Below are 25,870 nucleotides of genomic sequence, written 5' to 3'. Positions count from 1 at the left end.
TCAGCCAGCTTGTGCGTTATTTATGCGATAAAAACAGACCTTCATCTGTCTTCGTTACTTTTAAAATATTTTTAGCGGTTAAAGCTTTCAGCGTAGTGTCCCACTTCTTATTACTCCAGTCTGTTAACTTTGCTTTTACATCGGTAAGAAGTGATTGTTCGCCTTCTTTAACCAAAGTGTAAAGTTCAGTTTCTTCAGCCGTCATTTCAATCTTCTTTTTTTCCGGGCGCATCTGCGGGAAGAACAAAACTTCTTGAATGGTGCTCTGATTGGTCATCAACATCACAATCCTGTCAATACCAAAACCTAAACCCGATGTTGGAGGCATTCCATATTCTAAAGCACGAACGAAATCGTCATCCATAGCCATTGCTTCTGCGTCACCACGATCGGCTAGCTTTAACTGATCTTCGAAACGCTCTTTTTGATCTATCGGATCGTTTAATTCTGAATATGCATTACCAATTTCCTTCCCATTAACAAAGATTTCGAAGCGCTCTACCAGGCCTTCAGCCGAACGATGCTTTTTAGCAAGCGGCGTCATTTCTATCGGGTAGTCTGTAATGAATGTGGGTTGAATTAAATTTGCCTCTACTTTATCGCTAAAAATTTCATCTACCAACTTTCCACGCCCCATAGTAGAATCGGTCTCTATTCCTAATTCCTTACAGGTTTGAAGTAATTGTTCCTCAGACATTGCAGAAACATCAATTCCTGTATACTTCTGGATAGATTCATACATGGTCAATTTTTCGTAAGGACCTTCGAAGTTAATGTCGTTTTCTCCTACTTTAACCACTGCAGAACCATTGGTCGCTATTGCAACTTTCTCCAAACATTCTTCAACCATAGCCATCATCCAGATATAATCCTTATAGGCTACATATATTTCCATTGAGGTGTATTCCGGGTTGTGGGTACGGTCCATTCCCTCATTCCTGAACATTTTACCGAACTCATAAACACCATCAAAACCAGCAACAATTAATCTTTTTAAATACAATTCATTTGCAATCCGCAAATAAAGTGGCATATCTAAAGTATTGTGGTGTGTTGCGAACGGACGTGCAGCGGCACCACCATGAATAGGCTGTAAAATAGGGGTTTCTACTTCCATCCACCCTTGCTCATCAAAGTAATTGCGCATGGTGTTGATTACCTTACTGCGCTTAATAAAAATTTGCTTGTAATCTGGATTAACCGTTAAATCTACATAACGCATGCGATAACGCAACTCCGGATTAGTAAAGCCATCATAAACGTTCCCTTCGTCATCACGTTTCACTATTGGAAGCGGCTTTATAGATTTAGCTAAAACCTTGAATTCTGTAACATGGATGGAAATTTCTCCGGTTTGGGTAGTAAATACATAACCTTTAACACCAATGAAATCGCCGATATCTAATAATTTTTTAAATACCGTATTGTATAAAGTTTTATCATCGCCAGGGCAAAGTTCATCCCGCTTCAGGTAAACCTGAATTCTGCCTGTAGAATCCTGCACTTCAGCAAAAGATGCTGCGCCCATGATGTTACGGCCCATAATACGGCCTGCTAATGATACAGTCTTATATGCTGTTTTATCGTTTTCGTAGTTGGCTAAAATATCAGCTGCAGTCACATTAACATCGTAAGCTTCTGCAGGATAAGGCTCTATGCCTAATTGACGTAGTTGTTTTAACGACTCGCGTCGTAATATTTCTTGTTCTGATAATCCTATACTCATTTCGGGTATTTTTTGCAAAAGTAATGATTTTGAAAATATAATCGCAGCACTTCACCATATTTGTCATCGCTTAAAAAAATACAGAACAGGCTTAAGTAATCTGCAAAAGGTATTTTTATTTCAAAGCTGGTTTCTCCTGAAGATAGAAAGTCAGATTTCCTCCATTCGACAGTTGATCATGTGTAATTTGATTTTGACGCAATGCTTTTCCATTTAAAATAATTTTTGAAATATAAATGGAATTTTTGGTTGGTCTAATCGTCTTAATATTCAGATTAAGGCCTTTTGTAAGGGAAATTATAGTTTGGTTAAATGATGGACTCGTAATTTGATAAATCCCGGAAACCGGGTCTACCGGATAAAATCCGAGTGACGCAAAAACATACCATGCCGACATTTGCCCCGCATCATCATTACCACTTAAGCCACCTGCACCTTCGTCATATTCGTCAGCCAAGATCTTTGCAACCTGTTTTTGTGTTTTCCAGGGAGCGGAAGTATAGTTGTATAAAAACGGAATCTGATGCCCGGGTTCATTTCCATGCCAGTATTCTTTTTTATTAAAGATCGAATCAAGTTCATTTTCCAAATGCTTTTTTCCACCCATCAAAGAAATCAGGCCTTGCATATCATGTGGTACATAAAAAGTGTATTGTCTGGGGGTTCCTTCGGTAATGTAAGGTTCGCGGTGATCGGGAAGATAGGGGCTATACCAATCGCCATTTATGTATTTTCCCCTCACCATGCCAACCGCCGAATCAAAAACATTTCTGTAATTTAATGCCCTTTTAGCCAGTGTATTATAATCATTGTTTTTACCTAAGTCTTTAGCCATTGTCGAAAGTGCATAATCATCATAAGCATATTCTAACGTTCGGCTTACTTGTTCTTTTTTATGAAAGGCATTTGGAATGCTGTCTTCCATTGGGATATAGCCATATTTTAAATAGCTGTTAATCCCGCGCCGCCCTTTACCATTTAAGTAATCGGTAGAATCGGGCATTTCAAAAGCATTCTGCCTCATCAGCCGGTAAGCTTCCTCAGTATCATAATCCCGAATACCCTTATTATATGCAGAGGCGATGAAAGCTGTACTGTGGTCTCCGATCATGGCTGCTGTATAACTGTTCCAGCATGGAAAAATCGGTAGCCATCCACCTTGTGTGCCTTTAAGAATTAATGAATTGACAAATGCGTTCGCCAGGTTTGGCTGTAATAATTCAACTAAGGGGAGCTGGGCACGATAAATATCCCACATCGAAAAATCATCGTAGTAGTTTCCTTTGACTATCTTTTTGATCTGATAATTTCCTGCGAATTGAGGATAACTGCCATCTATATCATTAAAAAGCCTTGGATGCTGCTGCGCATGGTACATAGCGGTATAGAATATTTTTTTCTTCTTTTCATCACGGTCTATAATATTTACCTGTGATAGGGATTTTTCCCAAATAGCTTTTGTTTTCGCACGAATGGTATCGAAATTGGCCGTATGGATTTCTTTTTCCAGGTTAAGTTTTGCGGCTTCGATACTGGTAAAAGAAGTGCCTGAGGTAATAATCAGTTGTTCGCCTTTTTCAAGTTTAAATCCTGCAAATACGCCAATATCTTTTTTATTTGTAATGGAGGGTTGGTTTGTAATTGTTCCTTCGGTAAAAGAACCACTTTTGTTAAATGATTTTTGAATCCTGATAAAAAAATAACCGCTGAAGCCCGCTGCTTGACCCCAACCCTGATAAATGCGGTGAACAGGGTTGTAGCCAGAAATCTCTCCTTTTTCCTGGTCAACTTTAATAAAGCCTTTATTTTGATCGCTGTTCGGACTGATTAAAATATAAACGCTATCTGCTCTTAAAGCGGTAACCCTCATGATTCCGCTACGTAGTGTTGCCGTTATTTCTGTTTGGAGCTGGAATTTTGGTAAAATTATTTTGTAATAATCAGGACTTGAAACTTCTTCATCATGACGATAATCATCAGCAACTTCTGCCCAATTGGTTTTTAGTTTGCCTGAAATTGGCATGATGGTGAAGCTGCCATAGTCTTGGGTACAAGAGCCGCTAATCCAATGGGTAGCCCTGAATCCATAGATTTTTTTATTGCTATAGTAGTAAGGGGCCAGACATTTTGTCTCGCTAAGCTGGGTTTGTGGTGTCCACTGGGTCATGGCAAATGGAGGCGCCACAGCAGGAATGGTATTTGCCAATCGCTCTGTTTTATCTTCAATGTGTTGACTGGCCATGGTAGTGCTGGCCGAAGTACCAGAGAAAGGTTGAACATATTTCACGAGAGAAGCCTGTTGACCGAACGCTAGATTTTGTAGCGTAATCAGTTGTAAAAACAGGAAGGCGGAAATCATTGCCCACTTAATTTTGTTTTTATATGTATAGCATCTCTTATTGCTTTGTGCTGAAATGGGCATATTTGGTTCAATTTTTTTGTAAACTACGAAAGTATTTTAATAATTCTTTTTTGTTCAAAATCTAATTCAAACTCTGGGCTTTAAGGTGTTGGTTTCTAGCTATTTGAATGGTATTTTTTGGCTAATGCGCTTTATCCATCAGTATACGATATTTAGTATGCATTTCAACTGAGATTTGAACTGGGTTTCCTATCGGATTAACCGGATAATCTTTTCTTTGATTTACCCACTTCCATTCCCATTCGCTTACCTCATCGTTAAATTTATTAATATCCAGTGTTGTTTTTTGATTGATTGCAGACGCAGCACGATTAAAAAATAATTCCCATCTGGGTTTATAGAAATCAGTTAACAAACCACTCCATTGTCTACATGCATATTCATTCAGCGGACTTTTCTTATCGCCCCAGAGTGTAATCAAGTCTTTTGCATTAAACTCATACAAAGCTTTTTCTTCTGCGTTTGTTCCCCATTTTCTGGCATCACTTACCCAGGGGCCAAGTAAAAAATCTTTTCTTGTAGCCAGTAGTTTATCCATATCGCCAATTAGCCCAATAAATTTTTGGCTTTCTACTTTAAAATTTTTCAGATCCTTTTTTTGATAAGCGGTAACTACTTTCTGTTGAATAGCTAAAGCATGATTTGCCATTACTTGCCTGGTAAGGTCAACTATATCGTATTGAAATCCATCACTTTGTTTGCAGTTGGGTATAGCTTTTATTAAGGCATCCCAGGCGGGTAGCAAGTCTTTTGCCTCATAGTTAAGTTTAGTATTTGCCCAGCGGGTGAGGGAATCTAAAGTTGGCCTGGCTTGAATAATCGATTCAGCACCATCTCTGATATATTTGTTCGCAGGAACGTTGTAAACAGTTTTTCTTAAAATTTCCCACGCTTTTAATGCATTTACATCTTTGCTTCCATATCTGTTAAAAACAAATTTTGGTAGCCAGGTATTTAAGTCAATAGGAGAGGATTGCCAGGTATTTTCCATCATCAGCTCATATAAAACAGGATTTTGCTCTATACCTTCCATGGTAAGGCCAATACCACTCATTTTTCCGCTTTTAGGATCTTTTAAAGCTGCAGCAGGTGCAGTTGCAACTACATCCATCCGACCAAACAAATTAGTATTGCCGCCAAAGTTATGGAGCATGTTCCAGATCCATGGTTTCCCATAAAACCCTTCGGTGCGTTTCCAAACTGGTTCAATCTCCGTAGCTAAATCCAATAGAATCATTTTATCATTTGGTACTGCTTTTAGCAAGGCTTCCGTTTGCGGCTCTTTCCAGAATTTCCGGTCACTGTAAAAAAGCCAGCCCTGCATTACCCAAATTGCCTTTGGATCTGCGGCAGACATGCCATCGTAAATTCGTGCACTTAGCTTACTTAAAAATTCGGGTTCTGCAGATGGTGGTTCATTTTCGTTGAAGGTATCTGCGGAGTAAAGGTGATCTGTGCCTAAAAGTTCTGTTTGTTTTTGAAGGAATTTTTTTCCGATCGTGGCAAACATAGGGTCTTCAGCATCTAGAATATAAGTATCGGCAAAGCCATTAGTCCAGTTGGTGGCCTTTAATTTGGCATTGGGAAATTTACTTTTGAAAGCTGCCGGTACATGCCCGGTAAAAGCAGGCAAAACCGGCTTCATTCCGAGCTCACGTTGCCTGGTTAAAATTTTCTTTTGCAGTTCGAAATGACTTTTCATCCAGGTTACTGGTAGCGGGCCGCCCCAACCATCGATGTTGCCCATCCAGAACCAGGAGAAATAAGCAGGCCCGGTAAAGAATCCCTTTAATTCTTCATCAGAAAAGCCCATTTCTTTGTATAAAAGATACCAGGTATATTCCTCTCCGGTAATCGCCAACGGCATATTGATGCCATGCAGCGCCATCCAGTCAATTTCGTTTTCCCATCTTTCCCAGTCCCACCAGCTCATGCTGTAGTTAAAAGTACAATAATTCAGGTAATAGCGATACTCATAGGGCGTTTCCTTTCTTACTTTTTGTGCAAGTGTAGGAAGCGTTTTTGGCATATTTAAATTGGTGCCATTCCAGGTAATCTGGCAGTGCGCATATTCGGTGAGGTAATGATAAAAAGCAGAAGCGAGTGCTACACCACTACTTCCTCTTAAAATAATTTTATTGTTTTTACTTTCGATTTCGAAAACATCCATGCCATTCTTTGCGGCAATTGCTTCGGTAACAAACGCATCGTGCTGTTTTGGTAAGATTCTTTCAATCAGCTCATCGGATGATGATAGATATGCCTGTGAAAAAACGCTGCCAGATATAAGGAGGAGAAATGCAGTAGATAATATCAGTTTAAATTTCATATTAAATTTTTAAGAACCACTTTTTATCGTAGAGAAACTTGAGTAGAAATAATTGTACAAACAATACGCCAGTCCATAGGGCGGCTTGCTGCCAGATTAGCGGAATGAAATTGATCATACCGCCGAATAAAAACTGAGCTGTAGATTCAAAATTGAAGAGTCCATGTGCGCAGACATAAATCAAAATGGAGTTGGTACCCATCCAAATGAATGGAATGCTCCATTTTCTGATTCCGCTTACATCAATAATGTAATAGAAAACTGCGAAAATCAGAATGCTCCAGCCTCCTGCAAAAAACACAAAAGAACTGCTCCATAAAGTTTTATTAATTGGAAAAATCAACCCCCATGCTAAACCGAGAAGCAGACTAGTTACCCCGGCAACCAAGAGGTATAATACTTTTTTATGTGGTGTGAAAAGGGGAGAAGCTGATTTGATAAAAGTACCAGCAAAAATACCCAGCATGGCAGAGCAGATCGCAGGAATAGTACTGAACAATCCTTCAGGATCATATACTATTCGGTGTAGTTTGCCTGGTAAAAATAACCTGTCTATATAAGCAGAAAGATTGCCTTCTGGCATTAAACTCCCTGCGCCAAATGTCGGAACAGGTACAGTAATCATCAATAAATAATAGCCGATTAGGATAGCAAAGAACCAGATAATTTGTTTTGGCAGAGAAAAGTTAAGGTAAATTACTGCTGCAAAGAATGTAGAGAGTCCGATTCTGGCCAATACGCTTGCAAAACGAGTGTGTTCGTAACCATTCCATTTGAAGAGGCCGTTCACGATAACACCCAGTAAAACCAGAATCAACGTCCGTTTGATTAAAGCAAAGTAAATGGCTCTTGAAGTATCAATGCCATTCGTTTTATTATCGAAGTATTTTTGATAAGAAAAAGGCATCGACACGCCAGAGATGAAGATGAATAGCGGAAAGATTAAATCGTAAAAGGTAAATCCGTTCCAGGGAGAATGGTGCAGTTGATTGCTGATGCCCACCAGTATTCTCTCCAGCAAGGAAAGATTTTCATTTGTAGCAATTCTCCAGTCAATAGGATTTTGGATCAGGCTATGCTTTTCTTTAATGCCATTGGCCAATCCATGAAAAATCCCTTCTCCGCTTACAATCCAGAACATATCAAAACCCCTTAACGCATCAAGTGAAACAAGTCGTCGGCTTTTAGCAGTAGGAATGGCAGGTTTTTGATCTTCGTTTCTATTCATCTTAGCGCTTGTGAAAAACTAAGCAGTTGATGTGTTTCTGCACCATTATTTCTTTATCAATGTGCTGTAAATAATATATCCTTCATCATTAAGAACTTGTACCCGCAATTGATTATTAGTTACTGAAAATAACATAAAACCGTATTCTGAAGCCACCATTTGTGCCTCTGGAATAAGCTTTACAGGTGTTTTTTCTGAAGCTGCTCCAGAAATAAAATGATGGGTTTTACCCTCTGGTTTAAGGTATTGCATACTATGCTCATGGCCGGTTAGGTAAACATCTACGCCATAACGATCTAATATAGGTTTCAATGAGCTTCTGATAGCTTTGGTATCATAGCCATCTGTTCTACTTCCGCCGGTATACATAGGATGATGACCAACCACTATTTTCCATTTGACAGACGGATCTTTATCATCCAGTGTTTTAACCAACCAACGCTTTTGTGCGGTTGTATCCTGCCCTTTAACATTAGGACCATATTCTGCATTTTTATAAAATTCAGGTATCAAGGGATTTGTATCAATAAAAGCAATCAGTACTTGATTATTGAGGTCGCCATTGATTGGGAATTTTTTTGTGAAATAACGCGCTGGCATTTTCCACCTTCTGCTGATTTTGGAGTATGCTACCTGTGCATCGGGATTGGATTTGTAATCATGATTGCCCAAAACAACATACCAATCCCACTGAAGCGAAAAATCAGTATATATATCTTCAAATGAATATTTAAATGAGGGATCCTGTGGACTGATTACGCCACTTGGATAGAAATTATCGCCAGTAGAAATAATAAACTGTGCCTTCACTTCAGCAGCGGTAAGGCCCATCTGCTTAGCTACTTGTTTCTGATGATCAGCGCCATTTCGGCCCCAATCGCCCATAGCAATGAAATTCAATGCAGTTGGCTCTTTGGTAAGTGTTTTGGTTACACTTAAGTTTTCAGATGGGGTTCTCGTTAATACCTGTGCATATAATGAGGCAGAAGTGAGTAGTGGTAATAAAAATAGTAATCGTTTATTCATAGAGATGAATTTGAGTAATTTTTTCGAGATAAGTCTTAATCAAAAAGAACTTTCTCCAAATAGTTTGCAGAGAAAGTTCTTCTAATCATCATTCAATATTTAATTATAACCAGGATTTTGTTTCAACTTAGGATTCAAAATCATCGCTGATGCCGGAATCGGCATTAAGCGGTGGAACGTTTGTGCATCAGTCTTAAAGCCCCATCTTCCCTCATATTTACCAAAACGAATCATATCATTGCGGTGCCAGCATTCCCACGAAAGTTCTCTGCAACGTTCTTTGTATAAATCTTCCAGTGTAACTGATGTCCATGCTGGTGAGGTGGTACGAACAGATCTCAATTGATTTACCAATGACAAAGCAGTTTGACCTTGCGTTGGCGTCGCGCCCCTTAGTATCGCTTCAGCTTTCATCAATAAGATATCCGACAATCTGAAAATTGGCACATCATTATTCTGGTTTCTGTTTGATGAAGTGCTATCACAATAAAATTTATTGTTGCGATACCCCATGTTCCAGGCAATTTCATCATTTCCGGCATCAAACGGTCTTGATGCATCTCTCAATGTAACAGCAGGGGTAATGTCTACCTGGTAAGTGATTGGAGAGGAAGCATCAGCACCTGTATAAAACTGATCGTAACCCCTTTTAGTAGTTGCAACGGTTACGGGTCTGCCATCATTCAAAGTCTGTGGTCCTTTAATCCATTGGGCATTTCGTTTATCGTTAGGATCATTAAAATTAGCATAAAACTCCGGCAAAGTGCTCATTGGTGCACTTGGCGTATGTTTCAGGCTGTATTTGGCTTGTAAAGATCGAGGTAAAGAATATCTCGAATAGATCATAAACCCGTTGCTATATCCCGGATCATAAGGAATGGCAAAAATAAACTCCTTTATCTGAGGTCCATTATCAATAAAAAACATTTTTTTGAAATCAGATTCCAGGCTATAAGGAGTTCCAGTTGCAGTAGTAATGGCATCGCACATGGCAACGGCTTCATTGTATCGAGCAGTACCCGTGTAAACTTCCGAATTGAGGTACATTTTTGCCAGTATGGCGTAAGCAGTGTATTTATTTGGTCTGCCATAGATAGCGGTTCCGGTGGTAATGCTCAGGTCTGGCAATATCTCTTTAAGTTCAGTTTCAATAAAATTAAATACCTCTGTTCTTGATTTTGTTTCTGGTGAGGTGGTTTCGCCGAACGTAGTTACAACAGGAATGTTTCCCCAAAGATCCATCATCATATAAAAAGCCAGGGCTCTGGTTGCCCGCAGTTCTGCTATAGCTGTAGTTTTTGCCGGAGAATCAGGTGCATTTTTTAGTAAAAATAAACTCTGGTTTGCTTTACTAATTACACCGGAAAGCCACGACCATCCACTATTTACATGGCCATTATCTTTATTCCAGGTATGCTTATGGTGCATTTCGTAAGTACCGCCATCATACCAGTTACCACCCCGGGCAGGCATAATGGCCTCATCGGTACTTAAACTTTGCATAAAAAAGTAATCGGTGCTCCATCCCTGGCGCAGTTGCACATAAACCTGGCCGGTTAACTGAATGAAATGTTGTGCAGTTTGCGGAAAAGTTTCCGGAGTTAATTGTGTTTCTACTTTTAAGTCCAGCTTATGGCAAGATGTTAATACACCCAGTGTTAGTACTGCTCCTGCAATATATTTAGTAAGATTTTTCATCTTCATTAATTTTAATTAAATGATACGTTTAAACCGAATAAAAATGTTCTGGTTTTAGGGTAGAAGTTATTGGTATCTACACCTGGCGCAACGCCTCCCTGGTTAATCTCCGGATCAATCCCTTTATAACCGGTAATCACAAATAAATTGTTGGCAGTTGTATATAGACGTAATGAGTTTACACCTTTAATCAGGCCTTTCTTGAAAGTATAACCCAGCGTAGCATTATCCAAACGAAGGTAACTGCCGTTTTCAAGAAACCTGCTCGAATAACGGTAAGAGTTAAAATCAGCAGGAGATTCATTTTCAACCTCTACGGGAATATTAGTAAACTGTGCTGTATTCGGACGGAATAGATCAGCACGGGTTACATTCATAATTTTGTTTCCCAGAACTGCTCTCATAAAAACACTTAAGTCGAAGTTTTTGTATCTGATATTATTTGACCAGCCAATTAATGCCTTCGGTTGTGCGTTTCCAAGAATGTAATAGTCCGTTCTATTGAGTAAACCTTGCGTTTTAATGTTACCGGCAGCATCAAAATACTGAGATACACCATTTGCATCTTTACCTGCGTACTTCAATGTGAAAAATGTTCCGATCGCTTGGCCGGGTGCCAAAACTTGTAAGGAGGCACCACTTTGTCCGGCACCATCTGGTGTTACCGTCAACCTGTTGTCGATATTAAAACGACTGTCTGAAAGTGTAATAACTTTGTTCACATTATGAGCAAGATTGATGCCTGTTGTCCAGCTAAAATCATCAGAAATTACCGGGCTGCCATTTAAAACAAATTCCAGACCTCTATTGCTTAGTTTTCCAACATTGGCAGTAAGCGAACCTGAAGGATAAAGTGCCTGATCGACATCAAAACTTAGAATTAAGTCGGTAGTTCTTTTATCATACCAATCAACTGATCCACTTAATCTACCATTGAATAATCCAAAATCAACCCCAACGTTTGTGGTTGCAGTTTTTTCCCAACGTAAATCTGGATTTTCATTCTGTACGGCTCCAAAAGCACCTTCTCTCGGTGAACCATTGTAATAAAACTGGCCAACCTGACCGTAAATTAATTTCGTGGTTAATGGTGCAAAACCCAATGAGTTCCCGGCAATACCATAACTTCCACGTAATTTTAAGGTTCTGATTACATTTTGATTTTTCAAGAAGTTTTCCTGGTCAATATTCCAGCCTGCACCAACAGATGGGAAATAACCCCATTGTTCGTTTCTGCCAAACACATTTGAACCATCTCTTCTGATCGATCCTTGAATTAAGAATTTATTTTTATAATTGTAATTTACCCTTGCGAAATCAGAAATCATCAAAATTTCCTGATACGTAACTCCTGGATTAAAATCAACTCTAAAATCGCTCACTGCATATGGGTTTCCTAAACTGAGGTTATTGTAGCCTACATCATTAACCGGAAAGTTTGTTGAAGTAGATTGAAAACCATCATTGTTTAGAGATTGTTGGTAGGAGTAACCTACCACCGCGTTAATGTCGTGATCGCCGAACTTTTTATTCCAGGTTAAATAGGTTTCTAAAATTTTGTTCGTGTTTTGATAAGCATTTCTGATGGCAACACCATTCTGGCCCACAAGTGAAACAAATGTTGGGTTTGCAGGTGGATCTGGTGTATTTCTAACGTTATTATATCTCGAAGTATAGATGCTGTTATAGAAAGCGCCATATACATTTTGAGTGTTCTGATAAGAAATATTAACATCATAACTAAATCCAAAAGGTAGTTTCAAATTAGCACTTAAGTTCCCTAAAATGTTTTTGTTTTTAAGGTTTTCTTTCGCATTTTCCAACATTGATACTGGATTGTAATAGCTGGTTTGAACTAAATTATCGAAATAACTCCCGTCGGGATTTTTGATTGGAGCCGTTGGTAAATAGGTAAGCATTTGCGAAAGAATCGTATTTCTATATGGAACAAGATCTGCGTTGCTTACAGAGTTGCTTAAATTAAACGAAATTTTCAATTTGTCGTTAAGTGCTTTCTGCTCTACACCAATACGGCCAATAAAACGGTCAAGACCGCTCGTCTTTATAATTCCTTGCTGCTTAAAATAGTTAACGCTGGCATTATAGGTAGTTTTTTCTGTGCCTCCGCTTAAAGAAATATTGTGATTTTGAGACATTGCATTACTTCGTTGTACCTCATTTTGCCAGTTTGTATTCGCACCTTTATCATTAGCTGGTGTTAATGCAGAATTATTTTTGGCGAGAAACGCACGCAACTGATCTGCATCCATCATATCATATCTATTGGATACATTTTCCACACCAAAATACCCGTTATAAGCAATTTGAGTCTGTCCGGCAATACCTTTTTTAGTGGTTACCATAATCACACCGTTGGCAGCACGATTACCATAAATGGCAGCTGCGGCAGCATCTTTCAATACATCAATCGAAGCAATATCATCAGGTGCAAGAATAGAAATATCAGCACCAACAACACCATCAATTACAAATAACGGCGATTGTGCTCCTTCGCGAAGGGTAGAAGCGCCACGCATAATAATTGCTGCATTTCGATTTGGATCGCCACTGCGACTTACGTTTAATCCGGGTACTTTACCTTGCAACATCTGGCCAACATCACTGATCGCGCCTTTGTTTAAGTCATCTCCCTTAACTGTTGAAATTGAACTCGTTAAAGCCTTTCTGGTGCTCTTGCCATAACCTACTACCACTACATCTGTAAGTGATGAGCTCGCCTCGCTGATGATGACCTGATAAGTTGATGGCGCACCAACAGCAAGCTCCTTGGTTTGATAGCCTAAAAAGCTGAAAACAATTTTGTCACCTGTTTTTGCAGAGATGGTAAAAGATCCGCCGGCTCCTGTAGAGGTTACCTTAGTGGTGCCTTTTACAGCAACGGATGCGCCAATAATTGGTTGGTTAGTGTTATCCAGTAAGTTACCAGATATTTTACGATCAGTTTGGGCATAGGCTGTGTTAAAAGACTGTCCGAAAATCAGAAGTAGTAATACAAAGAAGCTAGACTTAAAAAAAGTAAAGTTAAATCCCATAAGTCTGTTGAGTTAAGTTCATAAATGATTTGTTTGGTTATGTAGTTATTAAATTAAAATTTGATGGTTGGTGGCAGGTATTTGGCTACTAAGGCCTGGTAATAAGGTTGCAATTCTTCCCAGCTTTTTTGATTGGGATTTTTTGAGTATAAATCATATGGATTGAATAATCTTACCCATTTAAACATTTCATGATCTTTTTCGCTCATCAGATGGTCGTAGGCATTTTCTCTATGTTGCGAATAAAACGAGTGATAGCGCAACATGTATAATCCAGATTCCGGTAGGTAAGGTTTCATCAGGTGATATACATATTCATCATGGCCCCATGACATATCTACAGCATCCAAACCACAGTTTTGCGTATATACGCCAAGCTTTGTTTGGTAAAGTGGATTATTAAAGTCTGGATTTGAACTGAAAAATTCAGGATAGACTATTTTATCAGAATAGGCACATCCAACAGGAAATGTATCGCCTACAACTGCCCATTGTGGCTCGCCGTATAAGCAAAGCACTTTCCCCATGTCGTGGATCAGTCCAACTAATACCATCCAATCTGGGTGACCATCATTGCGAATAGCTTCTGAAGTTTGAAGCAAGTGTTGCATTTGGTCTAAATCAGTATCTGGATCAGAATCATCAACAAGTTTGTTCAGGAAATCAAATGCACTCCAAATAGGCATTTCTTCCTTATCAAATTTTAAATACGCTGCTTTTTTCTGCTGAACAAAATCGTAAGTCTGGTAGGTATGGTTCAGGCGATAAAATTCTTTTACACCATCTTTTTCAGTCGCTTCATAGTTTCTGAACTGGTCTTCCTTTTTATCGGCATTTATGCTGGTTGGATCAGGGTAACGGACTAATAAATCCTCTTCCCATTGATCAAGATTTTTCAAAGGATTTTGATCATCCTGTGAAACTATGTTTTCGTTTCTCATAAGATTAGAAATTTGGTTAAATGAATTTTGGTTCTATAAAGTTGAGTTTTTGAAAGGCTAAACTTTTATTTTTTGATGAATTTATTTACTTAAACGATTAAGTAAAATTCGATTTTAATCTACTTTAGGAAGAGGTAATGTTTTGATGAAAGAAATGATTGTAATGTTAAAAATCTAACTAACAGTCTTTTATTAGTGTGTCGGCCTGTCTTTTCTGGCTCAGATTATATCACTATTATTTTATATTTTCGTAACGAGGATTTTAGAACCATAAATTTTAAAACGCCTTATGATAACCAAATAAATGAAGCGATCTGGTTTCGTATTATAAACAAACAAAACACAAGTAACTATAGGGATGGCCGGAGAAGTTAATATTAAGCGATTGGCGCAAGAACTCAATATTTCTATTGCAACAGTTTCTAAGGCGCTAAACGATAGCTATGAAATCAGTCTGAAAACAAAAAATAGGGTCTGGGATCTGGCAAAAGCACTCAATTATACACCAAACCCTGCGGCAAGCAATTTACGTAGCAATAAAACCAAAACTATTGCTGTCATTATTCCATTCATAGCCAATAATTTCTTTTCATTAGCCATTAAAGGAATAGAAGAAATTGCCCGTAAATATGGTCACCATGTGCTAATTTATCAAACTCATGAAGATATTGAAATGGAAATGTCCTTCACCAATAGTCTTCTAAACGGCAGGGTAGATGGAATTCTAACTTCAGTATCAAGCAGTGAATACAATGGTGATTATTATAAAAATCTGGTAAAGAAAATACCTTTGGTTTTTTTTGATCGCGTTTACAAAGACCTTGATGCCTATAATGTAGCCACAGATGATTACAACATTTCATTTGAAGCCACCGTTCATTTAATAGCTTGTGGCTGTAAAAAAATTGCTTACCTCTATGGTTTAGAAAATCTTCCTGCAGGTAAGGAAAGGTTTTGTGGCTATAAAGATGCCATGGAAGCGAACGGATTAAAAATGAATGAAAAGTTGGTGATAAAATATTGTGAGGATGAAGAAAAAAACCTGGAACAAATCAGACAATTACTTATTCAGCATCAGCCAGATGCACTTTTTTCATCAATAGAAGAGTTTGTTATTCCTGCCTATACTGCCTGCAGAGCGCTTCAATTTCAGATTCCAGATGATATAAAAATCATTAGCTTTTCTAATCAGGCTACAGCCCACCTGCTTAACCCATCATTAACCACGATTACTCAACCCGCTTTTGAGATTGGCCGTGAAGCCGCCACTTGTTTATTTAAAATGTTGAACAAAAAGGGCCAGGGTGATGACCACGATATTGTCTTAAAATCAACGCTGATCAAAAGAGGATCTACAGGCTGCTAAATACATTTTGAGCAAATTTAACGAACATGCTACCGAAAACGTTTACGTAATTAAATAAAAGTAGAAAGCAGTGAAGGTTCATTTTTTTTCTGATTTTTAGACAAACCAGATATACACCACCCCGATATGAATCATCTTTCTGCACTAGATTGTGCCGTTTTCTTTATCTATTTTATAATTGTATCTGCTTATGGCTATTGGGTTTATCGAAGCAAGAAGAAGAAGCAAACTGATACAAAAGATTATTTTTTGGCTGAAGGCTCTTTAACTTGGTGGGCAATCGGCGCCTCAATTATTGCTTCCAACATTTCCGCAGAACATTTCATTGGGATGTCTGGTTCAGGCTTCGCCATGGGGCTTGCCATCGCCAGTTATGAATGGATGGCTGCAGCAACGTTAATTATTGTGGCTATATTTTTTCTTCCTATCTACCTGAAGAATAAAATTTACACCATGCCCCAGTTTCTTTCTCAGCGATATAACAATACCGTGAGTACTTTGATGGCTGTGTTTTGGCTTTTAGTTTATGTATTTGTAAACCTAACCTCTATCTTTTTTCTTGGTGCCATCGCCATCGAAACCATTACCGGAATTCCGTTTAGCACCTGTATCATATTTTTAGCCATCTTTTCGGCAATCATCACTTTAGGCGGAATGAAAGTAATCGGCTATACAGATGTGATTCAGGTAATTGTGCTGGTTGCAGGTGGATTAATCACTTGTTATATGGCACTGAAACTGGTTTCCGAAAAATTAGATACACAAACGGTACTGAGCGCCCTTCCGTTGTTGCGATCAGAAGCTTCAGATCACTTTCATATGATTTTTTCTAAAGGGGATAAGTTCTACAACGAATTGCCAGGTATTGCCGTGTTAGTAGGCGGACTTTGGATTAATAACTTAAACTATTGGGGCTGTAACCAGTATATTGTGCAGCGGGCACTCGGTGCTGATTTAAAAACCGGGCGGAGTGGGTTAATTTTTGCAGCCTTTTTAAAATTATTGATTCCTGTTATCGTAGTGATTCCTGGCATCGCAGCTTTTGTATTGTACCAACGGGGTTATTTTCAGCAAGAAATGCTTGATGCCAGCGGTGTAGTAAAGCCAGATCATGCTTACCCGGTACTGATGAATTTATTACCTGTTGGAATTAAAGGAATGGCCTTTGCTGCTTTAACTGCTGCAATTGTGGCTTCGCTTGCCGGAAAATCAAACAGTATAGCTACTATTTTTACGCTCGATATTTATAAAAAGTTCATCAAACCAAATGCTTCCGAAAAAAGATTAGTCGCTGTCGGGAGATGGTCTGTAGTGATTGCTTCCTTAATTGCGATCGTGGTGGCGCCAGCTTTACGAAGTTTTGATCAGGTTTATCAGTTTATTCAGGAGTATGTAGGTTTTATTTCTCCTGGTGTATTTGCCATTTTCCTACTCGGCTTTTTCTGGAAAAAAACGACATCCAGGGCGGCACTTTCAGCAGCATTGCTCACCATTCCACTTTCCATGCTGTTCAAATTTTTACCGGTACTATCTGATGGATGGATCCCAGCCATCCCATTCCTTAACCGAATGTCGTGGGTGTTCGTAATCATTATTATTCTGATGGTTTTGGTAACATTAACTGATCCAAAAAGTAAAAATAATCCACAGGGCCTTGAGATTGATCGGTCTATGTTTAAAGTAACACCGGCATTTACCGTTGCTGCGGTAATTATTTGCGGTATTTTAGCAGCACTCTACACGGTATTCTGGTAAGTGCTATCAAATTATCAATCTTTAAAAAATGAAACAACTTTAATAAAATGAAATTTAAGATCCTGATTGTCTTTTCGCTGCTAATTTCTTTCCATGCAATTGCCCAACAAAAGTTTAATATTAAAAATTATGGTGCCATTGGCGATGGTAAAACCAACGATGCTGCTGCTATTCAAAAAGCAATTGATGCTTGTTCCTCGGCTGGGGGAGGCCAGGTTCTGGTGCCTGCAGGTCATGTTTATCTGAGTGGTCCGTTTGATCTTAAATCTTTTGTTGATTTAAGAATAGAAGGTGGTGCTAAAATTCTGGCCAGCCCTAATGAAAAACTATACACTAAAAGTGCCTTTAGAGAAAATAAGGGCGAGGGTACCATTTGGATAGGTGGTGAAAAATTAGAACAGGTTAGCATTACCGGAACCGGTATTTTGGATGGAAATGGGATTTCTTTTATGGGTGAGGAGCTGGAAGATTCTTACGTGTTGAAGCCATTTAATATCATAGATCCAAGACCGCATTTATTAACGCTTATTGATTGTAAAAAGCTAAATATCGATGGGGTGACTTTTCAAAACTCTGCTTATTGGACCGTTCACTTAATCGGCTGTAATGATGTTTCGATTTCCAATATTACTTTGTTAAATAGTATTAAAATCAGAAATAGCGACGGTATTGATCTGGATCACAGTAAAAATGTGAGAATCACCAACTGTTATATCGAATCTGGCGATGATTGTATCTGCCTCAAAAACCGTCGCGAGTTTGAAGAATATGGTGCCTGCGAAAATATCGTAATCAGCAATTGCACCATGACTTCAAGTTCTTGTGCCATTAAAATCGGTTCAGAGAATATGGATCGGATTAGTAAAGTCTTGATCAATAACTGCAATATTGTAAATAGTAATCGTGGTATTGGCATCCAGAACAGGGATGAAGGAACAGTGAGCGATGTTATTTTCTCCAACCTGTTAATTGAAGCTAAGCTATTCTCTGATGTATGGTGGGGCAAATCGGAACCCATTTACATTACCGCTTACCCGAGAGCAACGGCAAACAACAAAGATGCGGGCTGGCGTTTACCTAAAGGCCAAACCAAGGGAAATGTAGGTGCAGTAAGCAACATTTATTTTAGTAATATTCGTTGTACTGGTGAAAGTGGGGTTTATATTAGTGGCGAAAGTCAGGATAAAATCTCTAATATTAACTTTGATCAGGTGAGTGTTAAGTTAAACAAAACAACAAAAGAACCTGGTGGGATTTATGACCGCAGACCTAGCAATGTGGTGGGATTAGTGAAGAGTAAAATTGCTGGGTTTTACTTTGAAAATACAGGGGCTATCAGCGTAAATAATTGTGAAGTTATTTGGGGACCAAACAAGCCATCTTACGCCGGAAAGGCATTGGAGCAGAAAAACGTAAAGAAGATTAATTTAGTGAGTTTTAAAGAGCGCTAGTATTTTTAATACAATTCAAAAGTTACTAACTCCTGGCGATGAGGCCATTAGAGTTAGTAACTTATCTTATAGCAACTCTTGTTACCCTTCGGTTTCAATACCTTCTTCATACATTTCGTTTATCGCATCCGTGTATTTCTTTTCTACAATTCGGCGTTTAACTTTCATTGTTGGTGTAATTTCCCCTTCATCTATATTGAACGGATTACGTTTAATTTTAAAATTCTTTATTCGTTCGAATTTTGCTAATTCATTGGAGATTTTCTTTATATCGACCTCCATCCAGTCAATAATTTCTTTTTCGCTAATAAAAGCCTCCGGCTGATCAAAAAATGCAGGTTTTAAATTGAAGGTTTCTTCCAGAGTTTCTCTATTGGGAATGATAATCGCTGTAATGAATTCGCGTTTGTCACCAATTAAAAACAACTGATCAATTTTCGGGCTTTTTAAATAGATATTTTCTACGGGTGTAGGATAAACATTCTTCCCGTAAGCATTAACGATCATGTTTTTTAAACGATCGGTAATTTGAAGATTACCTTTATAGAAACGGCCAATATCGCCAGTATGAAACCACATTTCTTTATCAATGGCTTCAGCGGTTTCAGCAGGTTTATTAAAATAACCTTTCATTACGCAATGGCCACGAACAATCACTTCTCCTTCTTCACATTCAAAACCTTCCTCAAACGTATCGTGAGTTTGAATGTTCAGGATCCTTTTTGTGTCTATATCCTGAATGCCAACCTCGATACCTGGAATTACACGTCCTACGGTACCATAAACTTGTCGGTGGTATTCAGTAACCGACATTACAGGAGAGGTCTCGGTTAAGCCAAATCCTTCCAAAATCTTGATGCCTAAATCTCCGAAAAACTCACCTACATTTTTTGGCAGGGCAGCACCACCAGAGATCATAAACTTTAAGCGTCCGCCGGTTTTTTCCTTTATTTTACTGAATACTAATTTTTCTGCAATGGCTTTTTTACTAGATAAAATTAATCCCGGACTTTTCCCAGCCTCTTTAATTTCTCTGTAGTTTTTTCCTGTCTCCAATGCCCAGGTAAATATCTTTGCTTTCGTACCACCAGCAGCCGTTCCGGATTTGATGGCTTTATCGTGGATTCTTTCCAGCAACCTCGGTACGCAGCTCATCACTGTCGGACGAACTTCGCCCATATTCTTTGCTAATAATTCCAAACTTTGAGCAAAAGCAATTTTACAGCCTTGTGCACAGCAAACATGATACGTTGCCGTACGCTCAAATACATGCGATAGGGGCAAGAAGGAAAGGAAAGTTTCAGTCTTGTCGATTACAGGAATCTGTTGCAAACAAACTTCAACATTCTTAACAAAATTATAATGGGTAAGCATTACGCCTTTTGGTGTCCCTGTGGTGCCAGAGGTGTAAATTAAGGAAGAGACGTCGTTTGGTTCAATTAAATTTCTACATTGCTCAATCTCCGCTTTTTCTGCTGCGGTAACCTGATGTTTAAGTGCCAGAATATCAGAAAACGCAATTACTTCCACCTCTACATCAGCAGGAATAGTCACTTTTTCATAATCATTAAAAGCAGGTATGATATATTTTAAATTCTTACAATTAGCTGCTACTTTCAACACCTTTCTGTATAAAAAATTATTCCCTACCAGAATGCCTTTTATTCCAGAATCATTGATAATATAAGCTACTTCCTGTTCAGAAAGGGTTGGATAGATAGATACGTTAATTACACCAATTTGCTGAATGCCTTGATCGTAATAAACATACTCAGGCGAATTTTCAATCATTAAACCTAAACAATCACCTTTTTTGATCCCCTTTTCTAAAAAGTATGCAGATACTGCATCTGCTCTTTTGAGGGTATCCTCATATGAAATTTCAATCCATTCGGTACCCTGTTTATGGATTAAAAAAGTATCCTTAGGTTTATGAATGTTTTTTACAACATTTCTCAACAGGGTAGGGACTGTCGAAAATTCATTAATTAATGGCATTGCTCGTTATTTGGTGTTCGTTATAATTAACAATAATAATGCTTTTTGGTTTAAAAAAGCAAATTGGCAGAAGATTTTAAATGTGTTTGAGTGCGCTTGGGCTATTATTACATTTTAATAAATGAATCAAACGCAAAAAAGGCTCCATAATTTATGGAACCTTTTTAATATGAGTTGATTTAACTAAACGGAGAAACTTTCGCCACAACCACAAGTGCGGCTGGCATTTGGATTTACGAAGTTAAAACCCTTTCCATTTAAGCCATCGGTAAAATCTAATTCAGTTCCGGCCAGATAAAGGAATGATTTCATATCCAATGCAATTTTGATTCCTCTATCTTCAAAAAACTGATCGCCTTTTTGCTCTTCGTTATCAAAATCTAAATTATACGATAATCCAGAACATCCACCACCTTTTACAGAAACACGTAAAAAATAATCAGAACCCATTTCAGAATCCTGCATTAAGTGGTCAATTTTGTTTTTTGCTTTATCGGTTATGGTAATCATAGTATCGAGATTTGAGTATTAAGTATCAAGATAAAAAAATCGAACTGTCGTCTCGATACTTGATACTAAATACTTGTTACTTTAATTAGTGGTGTGATTTTTCTAAAACAATTGCCTCTAAACCATTTTTAACACGGTAATCGTTAATGGCAGATTTAATTGCATCTTCTGCAAGTACTGAGCAGTGAATTTTTACTGGCGGTAAAGCCAACTCTTCAACGATATCCATGTTGTCGATAGATAAAGCCTCATCAATTGTTTTTCCTTTTAACCATTCTGTAGCTAAAGAAGAAGAAGCAATTGCAGAACCGCAACCAAATGTTTTAAATTTAGCATCTGTAATTACGTTATCTTCACTTACTTCAATTTGTAAACGCATTACATCGCCACACTCTGGTGCACCAACTAATCCTGTTCCAACAAATTTACTGTCTTTATTTAATGTACCTACGTTACGTGGGTTATTGTAATGGTCAATTACTTTTTCTGAATATGCCATAATTTCTATTTCTTTAAATCCCTTACGGGATGATTTTGTTTAATATTTATGCGTTATAGGTCGTGTATTACGGGTTGCAAGTTGTGGGTTCCAGGTCAAGTGTTTTAATCTTATACTGATATTATTCAACTTTTAAACTTCAACTCATCCATCTGCTATTCTAAGCATCACGCTTATACTTCCAGACTTACAACTTTTAACTTATAACTTTCTACACATTAATTTGCTATGCAAATTAATGTTCCGCCCACTCAATTTTACTCAAGTCGATTCCTTCTTTAAACATTTCCCAAAGTGGAGAAAGGTCTCTTAAGTGGTTAACCGCTTTTTCAGTTACTGCAATGGCTTGATCTATCTCTTCTTCAGTTGTAAAACGACCTAAACCGTAACGGATGGAAGAGTGTGCTAAATCATCAGATAAACCTAAGCTTTTTAATACGTAAGATGGTTCTAAAGAAGCCGAAGTACAAGCAGAACCTGAAGATACAGCTAAATCACTCATGGCCATCATTAATCCTTCACCCTCAACATATTTGAAAGAAATATTAGCTACGTGTGGTAAACGGTGTTGTGTATTACCATTAACATAACTCTCTTCCATTTTGTTTAAAGTTGACTCTAACTTATCACGCAGAGCAGACAAACGAATGGTTTCACTTTCCATTTCTAAGCGACAAAGTTCGCAGGCTTTACCTAAACCAACAATGCCAGGAACATTTAATGTACCTGAACGCATTCCACGCTCATGGCCACCGCCGTCCATTTGTGATGTTACTTTAACTCTTGGGTTTTTTCTACGAACATAAAGTGCACCAACTCCTTTCGGACCATACATTTTGTGTGCAGAAAAAGCCATTAAATCTATTCCATCTGTGTTTACATCAACTGGAATTTTACCTACCGCCTGAGTTGCATCAGTCATGAATAAAGCACCAAATCTGTGTGCAATAGCAGAAATTTCTTTAACGGGTTGAATTACCCCAATTTCATTATTTCCGTACATGATCGAAACTAAAATAGTTTCAGGCGTCATTGCTGCTTCTAATTCAGCTAAGTCGATCAAACCATCTTCCTTAACGCCTAAATAAGTTACTCTTGCACCATTTTTTTCCAGGTGTTTACAAGTATCCAATACGGCTTTATGTTCAGTAACCGCAGTAATGATGTGGTTACCTTTTTCTTTATACATTTCAAACACACCTTTGATAGCCAGGTTATCAGCTTCAGTTGCGCCTGATGTAAAAATTACTTCTTTTTCAGTACAGCCGATTAATTTGGCTACCTGCTCACGAGCATAATCCACTCCTTCTTCAGCCACCCAGCCAAAAGCGTGATTACGGCTTGCGGCATTTCCAAATTTCTCAGTAAAGTAAGGTAGCATCGCTTCCAACACTCTTGGATCTAAAGGTGTTGTTGCGTTATTATCTAAATATATCGGCTGTTTCATCTCTATTCTGTTAATTATAATACAAAGATACAAAAAAACTTTCCTAAGAATTATAAATAATAGCTATGAGGTTATAGACAAAACCTGCATTTTTACATTCAACCAACCTTTTGAAACTATGAATAAGATAGAACATATCGGAATAGCCGTAAATAACCTTTCTAAGTCTGTTCCCCTTTACGAACTGTTGCTAAATACATCCTGCTACAAAACGGAAATAGTTGCCTCAGAATACGTAAATACGGCATTTCTTAAAACTGGTGAAAATAAAATAGAACTTCTGGAAGCAACGGATGACGATAGTGCAATCGCCAAGTTTCTGGAGAAAAAAGGAGAGGGGATTCATCATGTTGCCTTTGCCGTAGATAATCTTTTAGAAGAAATGGAAAGGTTAAAAGCCAATGGTTTCACACTTCTGAATGATGTACCTAAAAAAGGGGCAGATAATAAGATGGTTTGCTTTGTGCATCCAAAAAATACAAATGGTGTGCTGATTGAGCTCTGCCAGGAAATTAAATGGATTTAGCAGTGAGGGAGATGAGCACGGAATAAGGAGCAAAGAGTAAGGAGCAAAGAGCAAAGAACAAAGAGTAAGGAGCAAGGATTAAGGAACAAAGAGCAAAGAGTGACGATCAACGAACTGCGATCAAAGAAAATAACAACGAAAAATAACATGTCTATCCTTAAAATCATCAGCAAAGATTTCGAGATATCAGATAATCTTTCTGAGAATCAGTTGCGTGAGGCGATGGTCGATGCTTTTGCTTATTTAATTGATAATGATTTTCCGAAGCTGATTCAGATTTTATATAAGGCCGATGTAGATCAATACGAATTAAAAAAACTGCTGGAAACAGTAGAGGGTTTGAGTTCTGCTGAAGTTATCGCGGATGCATATATTGCTCGCCAGATGGCAAAAGTGGAAACGTGGAAGAAATATAGCGCGAAAAAAGATTAGGGTTTATTCCTGAACTGGATTAAATCTGTTATACATATCCATATTAAAAAACGAAATGGCATTAATCTTATCAGCTTTCAATACGAGATCTGTTTTGAGTTCATTTGCATTTTCAACAGAGCCATCATCAATGTAGCTGGCATAAACTGTTAAATACTGTGTGGTAAAAATTAATTCTTTTTTATCATTGCGATAACCACTAAATGCAGGTGTGATGCGGATGTAACTTGTAGTAAAGGGCTTCGGTAATTCTTTCACCCAGCCAATATAAAATTTACCACTATCCATGGTAAATTGTAATAGGTGGGCGTCAAAGAAAGAGGAGCTAAGTAGAAGTTCAAATTCATTTCCTGAAGTTGATATCGCTTTCTTAATTGCTGTTAGCCGGTTAATAAAGAGATTGGCAAACTCTGTTGCAGCTACCGCCACAAATAATGACAGGCTCGTAGTACCGAAATAAGGTGTGCGAATAGGAAGTAATTCGCTTAAGTAAGCAACAGTTTCGGGAGAAATAGCAATGAATAATGCTCTTAACAAAAAGCATACACCTAAGAGCATGATGCCAGCGAAGGCGGAGTTTAATAATACGCGTTGGTTTTCTAGCCGATACTGAACATATCGGAGATATCTGAACCTGATCAAGATATAGTAGCCACCCACAAGCGGAAATAAAAGCAGGTTAAATGGCATCTAAAGACTACTTCTTGTTTTTATCTTTTTCTATCTTTTTAAAGATGCTTGATTCCATTAATGCGCCCACCATTTCTCTTATTCTAGGCTGTGCAAAAAAATCTGGACTTTTAATATAAAGCTTCCCGTTGCTGTTAGCATGGATAATACCATCAAATGCGCCGTCTTTTCTCATAACTCAAATTTAGTGATATTTTTTAAATATCTGATAAACAATATTAATTTCGAAAAAGTTTAAATCATACTGCTCATAATAGATAATCGAAAAGTTGGTTATAAACTAAAGGCAGATAATTTTCCGGCAATGGTTGCGAAAAAAACTAATAAATTAAAATTCTCAATTTAGGCTTGTAAATCAAAAATAAAATTAAGATATTTGCATCCTCTAAAATAGAAGTAGAAAGATTAATAGAAATTGTCATAAGCGTTGTTGCCAGCAAATTGCAAAAATGTTCTTGATGCTTTCACACAAATAACTTAAAATAATATTCAAATGAAAAAAGATTTGCACCCAACAAGCTACAGACCAGTTGTTTTTAAAGATATGTCTAACGAATATGCTTTCTTAACAAAATCTTGTGTAGATACTAAAGAAACAATTAAATGGGAAGATGGTAACGAGTATCCTCTTTACAAATTAGAGATTTCTCATACTTCACACCCTTTCTATACTGGTAAAATGAAATTGGTTGATACAGCAGGACGTATTGATAAATTCAAAAACCGTTACGCTAAGAAATAATTTTAGCAACAAAAAGCATTTTTTGAAGTCC

Annotated in this window: 20 protein-coding genes; 6 read left to right on the top strand and 14 right to left on the bottom strand. The window is 37.9% G+C overall.

Going from position 1 to position 25,870, the window contains the following annotated elements; genetic code table 11:
* Window positions 1–16: 16 nt before the first annotated feature.
* From lysS to SOM16_RS05535, 8 genes are all read right to left on the bottom strand, one after another.
* Window positions 17–1,726 carry a lysine--tRNA ligase gene (gene lysS, locus SOM16_RS05570; RefSeq protein WP_320462999.1) on the bottom strand — a complete coding sequence of 570 codons (1,710 nt, stop codon included), beginning with the start codon at window positions 1,724–1,726 and terminating at the stop codon, window positions 17–19.
* A 115-nt stretch (window positions 1,727–1,841) separates the two neighbouring features.
* The gene (locus tag SOM16_RS05565) at window positions 1,842–4,085 is read right to left on the bottom strand and encodes a GH92 family glycosyl hydrolase (protein WP_320462998.1); all 2,244 of its coding nucleotides are present in this window, start codon (window positions 4,083–4,085) and stop codon (window positions 1,842–1,844) included.
* Between the two features lie 184 nt (window positions 4,086–4,269).
* Window positions 4,270–6,477 carry an alpha-N-acetylglucosaminidase gene (locus tag SOM16_RS05560; RefSeq protein ID WP_320462997.1) on the bottom strand — a complete coding sequence of 736 codons (2,208 nt, stop codon included), beginning with the start codon at window positions 6,475–6,477 and terminating at the stop codon, window positions 4,270–4,272.
* Between the two features lies 1 nt (window position 6,478).
* The gene (locus tag SOM16_RS05555) at window positions 6,479–7,705 is read right to left on the bottom strand and encodes a DUF5009 domain-containing protein (protein WP_320462996.1); all 1,227 of its coding nucleotides are present in this window, start codon (window positions 7,703–7,705) and stop codon (window positions 6,479–6,481) included.
* A gap of 45 nt (window positions 7,706–7,750) precedes the next feature.
* Window positions 7,751–8,731, bottom strand: coding sequence for a tartrate-resistant acid phosphatase type 5 family protein (locus SOM16_RS05550; protein WP_320462995.1), 981 nt, complete (start codon window positions 8,729–8,731; stop codon window positions 7,751–7,753).
* 99 nt (window positions 8,732–8,830) lie between these two features.
* Window positions 8,831–10,429 (bottom strand): RagB/SusD family nutrient uptake outer membrane protein, encoded by a 1,599-nt coding sequence (locus SOM16_RS05545; RefSeq protein ID WP_320462994.1) that lies wholly within the window; start codon window positions 10,427–10,429, stop codon window positions 8,831–8,833.
* A gap of 11 nt (window positions 10,430–10,440) precedes the next feature.
* Window positions 10,441–13,482, bottom strand: coding sequence for a TonB-dependent receptor (locus tag SOM16_RS05540; protein WP_320462993.1), 3,042 nt, complete (start codon window positions 13,480–13,482; stop codon window positions 10,441–10,443).
* A 53-nt stretch (window positions 13,483–13,535) separates the two neighbouring features.
* Window positions 13,536–14,423, bottom strand: a complete 888-nt coding sequence (locus SOM16_RS05535; protein WP_320462992.1) for an inositol oxygenase family protein — start codon at window positions 14,421–14,423, stop codon at window positions 13,536–13,538.
* A gap of 358 nt (window positions 14,424–14,781) precedes the next feature.
* Between SOM16_RS05535 and SOM16_RS05530 the strand changes: the two genes are divergently transcribed.
* The 3 genes from SOM16_RS05530 to SOM16_RS05520 all read left to right on the top strand — a co-directional run bounded on the left by SOM16_RS05530 (window position 14,782) and on the right by SOM16_RS05520 (window position 18,995).
* Window positions 14,782–15,789: a LacI family DNA-binding transcriptional regulator gene (locus SOM16_RS05530; protein ID WP_320462991.1), complete on the top strand. Its 1,008-nt coding sequence runs from the start codon at window positions 14,782–14,784 to the stop codon at window positions 15,787–15,789.
* A 126-nt stretch (window positions 15,790–15,915) separates the two neighbouring features.
* Window positions 15,916–17,544: a sodium/sugar symporter gene (locus tag SOM16_RS05525; protein ID WP_320462990.1), complete on the top strand. Its 1,629-nt coding sequence runs from the start codon at window positions 15,916–15,918 to the stop codon at window positions 17,542–17,544.
* Between the two features lie 47 nt (window positions 17,545–17,591).
* Window positions 17,592–18,995: a glycoside hydrolase family 28 protein gene (locus SOM16_RS05520; RefSeq protein ID WP_320462989.1), complete on the top strand. Its 1,404-nt coding sequence runs from the start codon at window positions 17,592–17,594 to the stop codon at window positions 18,993–18,995.
* Window positions 18,996–19,076: 81 nt separating this feature from the next.
* Here SOM16_RS05520 and SOM16_RS05515 read toward each other — a convergent pair whose 3' ends face one another.
* The 4 genes from SOM16_RS05515 to SOM16_RS05500 all read right to left on the bottom strand — a co-directional run bounded on the left by SOM16_RS05515 (window position 19,077) and on the right by SOM16_RS05500 (window position 23,449).
* On the bottom strand, window positions 19,077–20,993 hold the full coding sequence (locus SOM16_RS05515; protein WP_320462988.1) for a long-chain fatty acid--CoA ligase: 1,917 nt from the start codon (window positions 20,991–20,993) through the stop codon (window positions 19,077–19,079).
* Window positions 20,994–21,176: 183 nt separating this feature from the next.
* Window positions 21,177–21,503: an iron-sulfur cluster assembly accessory protein gene (locus SOM16_RS05510; RefSeq protein WP_320462987.1), complete on the bottom strand. Its 327-nt coding sequence runs from the start codon at window positions 21,501–21,503 to the stop codon at window positions 21,177–21,179.
* 85 nt (window positions 21,504–21,588) lie between these two features.
* Entirely contained in the window at window positions 21,589–22,002 is a 414-nt protein-coding gene (gene iscU, locus SOM16_RS05505; RefSeq protein WP_010602054.1) for a Fe-S cluster assembly scaffold IscU, read from the bottom strand.
* A 235-nt stretch (window positions 22,003–22,237) separates the two neighbouring features.
* On the bottom strand, window positions 22,238–23,449 hold the full coding sequence (locus SOM16_RS05500) for an IscS subfamily cysteine desulfurase (protein WP_320462986.1): 1,212 nt from the start codon (window positions 23,447–23,449) through the stop codon (window positions 22,238–22,240).
* Between the two features lie 118 nt (window positions 23,450–23,567).
* Here SOM16_RS05500 and mce point away from each other — a divergent pair, with 118 nt between their 5' ends.
* Window positions 23,568–23,975 (top strand): methylmalonyl-CoA epimerase, encoded by a 408-nt coding sequence (mce, locus tag SOM16_RS05495; RefSeq protein ID WP_320462985.1) that lies wholly within the window; start codon window positions 23,568–23,570, stop codon window positions 23,973–23,975.
* Window positions 23,976–24,122: 147 nt separating this feature from the next.
* Window positions 24,123–24,407 carry a hypothetical protein gene (locus tag SOM16_RS05490; RefSeq protein WP_320462984.1) on the top strand — a complete coding sequence of 95 codons (285 nt, stop codon included), beginning with the start codon at window positions 24,123–24,125 and terminating at the stop codon, window positions 24,405–24,407.
* Window positions 24,408–24,410: 3 nt separating this feature from the next.
* Here SOM16_RS05490 and SOM16_RS05485 read toward each other — a convergent pair whose 3' ends face one another.
* Entirely contained in the window at window positions 24,411–25,097 is a 687-nt protein-coding gene (locus SOM16_RS05485) for a hypothetical protein (protein ID WP_320462983.1), read from the bottom strand.
* 7 nt (window positions 25,098–25,104) lie between these two features.
* On the bottom strand, window positions 25,105–25,272 hold the full coding sequence (locus SOM16_RS05480) for a hypothetical protein (protein WP_154281684.1): 168 nt from the start codon (window positions 25,270–25,272) through the stop codon (window positions 25,105–25,107).
* Between the two features lie 318 nt (window positions 25,273–25,590).
* Between SOM16_RS05480 and SOM16_RS05475 the strand changes: the two genes are divergently transcribed.
* Window positions 25,591–25,839 carry a type B 50S ribosomal protein L31 gene (locus SOM16_RS05475; protein WP_025142617.1) on the top strand — a complete coding sequence of 83 codons (249 nt, stop codon included), beginning with the start codon at window positions 25,591–25,593 and terminating at the stop codon, window positions 25,837–25,839.
* Window positions 25,840–25,870 lie beyond the last annotated feature (31 nt).

It is taken from the genome of Pedobacter sp. CFBP9032 (genome assembly GCF_034045265.1).
Taxonomy (GTDB): domain Bacteria; phylum Bacteroidota; class Bacteroidia; order Sphingobacteriales; family Sphingobacteriaceae; genus Pedobacter.
The sequence above is the reverse complement of the archived record's forward strand: the minus strand, read 5'-3'. Positions and strand labels throughout refer to the sequence as shown.

What these genes read in the sequence shown, in the direction of transcription:
- lysS (WP_320462999.1), bottom strand. Translation starts at nt 1,726, where the DNA reads ATGAGTATAGGATTATCAGAACAAGAAATATTACGACGCGAGTCGTTA.
- SOM16_RS05565 (WP_320462998.1), bottom strand. Translation starts at nt 4,085, where the DNA reads ATGATTTCCGCCTTCCTGTTTTTACAACTGATTACGCTACAAAATCTA.
- SOM16_RS05560 (WP_320462997.1), bottom strand. Translation starts at nt 6,477, where the DNA reads ATGAAATTTAAACTGATATTATCTACTGCATTTCTCCTCCTTATATCT.
- SOM16_RS05555 (WP_320462996.1), bottom strand. Translation starts at nt 7,705, where the DNA reads ATGAATAGAAACGAAGATCAAAAACCTGCCATTCCTACTGCTAAAAGC.
- SOM16_RS05550 (WP_320462995.1), bottom strand. Translation starts at nt 8,731, where the DNA reads ATGAATAAACGATTACTATTTTTATTACCACTACTCACTTCTGCCTCA.
- SOM16_RS05545 (WP_320462994.1), bottom strand. Translation starts at nt 10,429, where the DNA reads ATGAAAAATCTTACTAAATATATTGCAGGAGCAGTACTAACACTGGGT.
- SOM16_RS05540 (WP_320462993.1), bottom strand. Translation starts at nt 13,482, where the DNA reads ATGGGATTTAACTTTACTTTTTTTAAGTCTAGCTTCTTTGTATTACTA.
- SOM16_RS05535 (WP_320462992.1), bottom strand. Translation starts at nt 14,423, where the DNA reads ATGAGAAACGAAAACATAGTTTCACAGGATGATCAAAATCCTTTGAAA.
- SOM16_RS05530 (WP_320462991.1), top strand. Translation starts at nt 14,782, where the DNA reads ATGGCCGGAGAAGTTAATATTAAGCGATTGGCGCAAGAACTCAATATT.
- SOM16_RS05525 (WP_320462990.1), top strand. Translation starts at nt 15,916, where the DNA reads ATGAATCATCTTTCTGCACTAGATTGTGCCGTTTTCTTTATCTATTTT.
- SOM16_RS05520 (WP_320462989.1), top strand. Translation starts at nt 17,592, where the DNA reads ATGAAATTTAAGATCCTGATTGTCTTTTCGCTGCTAATTTCTTTCCAT.
- SOM16_RS05515 (WP_320462988.1), bottom strand. Translation starts at nt 20,993, where the DNA reads ATGCCATTAATTAATGAATTTTCGACAGTCCCTACCCTGTTGAGAAAT.
- SOM16_RS05510 (WP_320462987.1), bottom strand. Translation starts at nt 21,503, where the DNA reads ATGATTACCATAACCGATAAAGCAAAAAACAAAATTGACCACTTAATG.
- iscU (WP_010602054.1), bottom strand. Translation starts at nt 22,002, where the DNA reads ATGGCATATTCAGAAAAAGTAATTGACCATTACAATAACCCACGTAAC.
- SOM16_RS05500 (WP_320462986.1), bottom strand. Translation starts at nt 23,449, where the DNA reads ATGAAACAGCCGATATATTTAGATAATAACGCAACAACACCTTTAGAT.
- mce (WP_320462985.1), top strand. Translation starts at nt 23,568, where the DNA reads ATGAATAAGATAGAACATATCGGAATAGCCGTAAATAACCTTTCTAAG.
- SOM16_RS05490 (WP_320462984.1), top strand. Translation starts at nt 24,123, where the DNA reads ATGTCTATCCTTAAAATCATCAGCAAAGATTTCGAGATATCAGATAAT.
- SOM16_RS05485 (WP_320462983.1), bottom strand. Translation starts at nt 25,097, where the DNA reads ATGCCATTTAACCTGCTTTTATTTCCGCTTGTGGGTGGCTACTATATC.
- SOM16_RS05480 (WP_154281684.1), bottom strand. Translation starts at nt 25,272, where the DNA reads ATGAGAAAAGACGGCGCATTTGATGGTATTATCCATGCTAACAGCAAC.
- SOM16_RS05475 (WP_025142617.1), top strand. Translation starts at nt 25,591, where the DNA reads ATGAAAAAAGATTTGCACCCAACAAGCTACAGACCAGTTGTTTTTAAA.